Below are 2374 nucleotides of genomic sequence, written 5' to 3' on the forward strand. Positions count from 1 at the left end.
ATTATTATATTAGTAGGAGGAGATTTTAAATGAGTTTTAAATTACCAAAGTTTACGCCGCCTGATTTCTCGCAAGATGTTCTTGTTAATGCTCCAGACTGTAAACTCGAAGAAGTAACTAAAGAAGGTGTTGCTCATAAAGAGTATCATGCATTATCAATATATCCTGAATATTTTAAGATTAAAGGAAAATGGGTAATAGCTACTGAAAGCCGTATGGATAGCGTTGCAATTGTTACTCCAGATGATCACATAGAAGTTGTGGAATTCAGGAATTTAAAAGTTGGCGATAAAGTTGTCGTAGGAAGAACTGAAGATGGAAGTGACGGTATATACATGTATACTACTGGTTTTCTTAATGATAATGGAGATGCTGATACCTTTGCATTTAGAAGTGGTAGATCAAGAGAAACTGCTTTCTCTAAAGATTACGATGAGTTATACAAAATTATGCAATATGAAAAGGAACATGATGGAAAAATAGTTTGGGTTTTAGGACCCGCGATTGCATTAGATGATAAATCAAGAGATGCATTTACCTCACTCGTCGAAAACGGGTATGCTCAAGCTGTTTTATCTGGAAATGCCCTTGGTACTTATGATTTAGAAAATGCTAGGTTCAACACAGTTTCAGGTCAGGAAACTTTTGAGTCCCGTGAAAATGCTCATTATAACTATGTTTCAACTATAAATGAGGCACGACGCGCAGGCTCACTTGAAGAGCTCATAAATTCAGGGAAAATTAAAGATGGTATATTAAAAGCTTGCGCCGAAAATGATGTACCTGTAGTACTTGCTGGTAGTATAAGAGATAGGTTTGCACTTCCAAATACATATGACAATGTGTATGAAGCTCAAGATGCTATGAGAAAACATACTAGGAACGCAACTATGCTTATATGTTTATCCTCAGTACTTCATACCATAGCGGCAGGGAATATGACTCCATCTTACACAGTAAAGGATGGGATTGTTAGACCAGTGTATATATATTCTATAGATATACAAGAGTTCTCTGTTAACAAATTATCTGATCGAGGAACATTAGAAGTTAAGACATTAGTTACAAATATCCAAGACTTTATAGTTAACGTAGAGGAAGCATTAATTAAATAATTAAAAATTCAATTAACGCCTAATATAATAGCAAGGATTATGAGTTTTTGATTGTTTTGTAAGGTGAATAAAAATCATAGTATGTTTGAGATATTTAGTGAATTATAATGTTATGAAAGCAGCCTAATATAGGGTGCTTTTTATATTACAGTAACAGAGAGGAGTTATATAAATAATAGTTACGTCGCTTTATTCTTTAAGGCCGTCTTAACAACTGTAAGAATTACTAAAGAAATCAAATAAACTGGACAGGTTATGTGTATGATTAGAAGCCCGGAAAATGAAAGTTATAGGAAAGTGGGTATATGACGTTCTAGTAGAATATTACGCTGTTATAGAATTTTATTATACACGTTTCTTTTACTTATACATAATAAAAGTAAAAGAATATGGGGGGAATGCGGAATATGTATAACATGGAAACAATAACAATTTATTTTTTTCTGGCTCTTACTTATTTTACAGGAATGTTTATTGATAAGTTTGTGAAACCAACCTTTTTCGGAATTAAATTACCTTATGGTTATAATAAAAAAGAAAAATTAATACGACTAAAGCGTGAATATAAGAAGAATTTCAGTTTAACTGGATGATGAAAGTGCTATAAACCCCCTTATCGTATTACGAATACTTCACTAGCAACCAATAATCCCATAACCATATACAAAATAAGTCCAACAAACCTTATCTCTAATTTATTAAATATAATAATTCTATTCCTTTTGTAATGTCTGTTAATTAAATTGAATAGTATTAAGTTACTAACCCCCAACATAAACACCAGGAAACCAGAATATTGTTGATTATCTAATTTATAAATTAGTGCCAAAGATGCACCCAAAAAAGAATAGACAGCAATTGCTTCAAATATATTGAAATATTTATTAATCATAAGAACCTCCATCAGTTAATTAGATACTTATACAGTATTGATTTCATTACCCCTTTATGCCAAAAATTTTTTACAAGTTCGACACAAAACGTTTATATAAGGACTTAGTTGCCAGTATGAAAAAAAATCATCCATCTGATGATTTGACCTTGTTGGAAAAGGCATATCATATGGCTTGCAAAGCTCATGATGGGCAGTATCGTAAGTCTGGCGAACATTATATCATACATCCCATCTGTGTTGCAATTATATTAGCAGAAATGCAATCGGATAAGGAAACAGTCATAGCTGGTCTGTTTCATGATATTGTAGCAGAAGGCACGTTATTGACAATAAAGCAGGTTACTACAGAATTTTCCAATGAAAT

Annotated in this window: 4 protein-coding genes; 3 read left to right on the plus strand and 1 reads right to left on the minus strand. The window is 32.3% G+C overall.

Going from position 1 to position 2374, the window contains the following annotated elements:
* The first annotated feature begins 29 nt into the window (after positions 1-29).
* Positions 30-1115, plus strand: coding sequence for a hypothetical protein (locus JJE11_RS17475; protein ID WP_291637939.1), 1086 nt, complete (start codon positions 30-32; stop codon positions 1113-1115).
* A 407-nt stretch (positions 1116-1522) separates the two neighbouring features.
* Positions 1523-1708: a hypothetical protein gene (locus JJE11_RS17480; RefSeq protein WP_291637941.1), complete on the plus strand. Its 186-nt coding sequence runs from the start codon at positions 1523-1525 to the stop codon at positions 1706-1708.
* 20 nt (positions 1709-1728) lie between these two features.
* On the opposite strand, the gene JJE11_RS17485 is transcribed toward JJE11_RS17480, so the two are convergent.
* Positions 1729-2007: a hypothetical protein gene (locus JJE11_RS17485; RefSeq protein ID WP_291637943.1), complete on the minus strand. Its 279-nt coding sequence runs from the start codon at positions 2005-2007 to the stop codon at positions 1729-1731.
* A 116-nt stretch (positions 2008-2123) separates the two neighbouring features.
* On the opposite strand from JJE11_RS17485, the gene JJE11_RS17490 reads away from it, so the two are divergent.
* Positions 2124-2374, plus strand: a 251-nt coding sequence (locus JJE11_RS17490) for an HD domain-containing protein (protein WP_291637945.1), incomplete at its 3' end; no start/stop codon positions are given.

Source organism: Clostridium sp., assembly GCF_016650095.1.
In the GTDB taxonomy this organism is placed as follows: domain Bacteria; phylum Bacillota; class Clostridia; order Clostridiales; family Clostridiaceae; genus Clostridium_AD.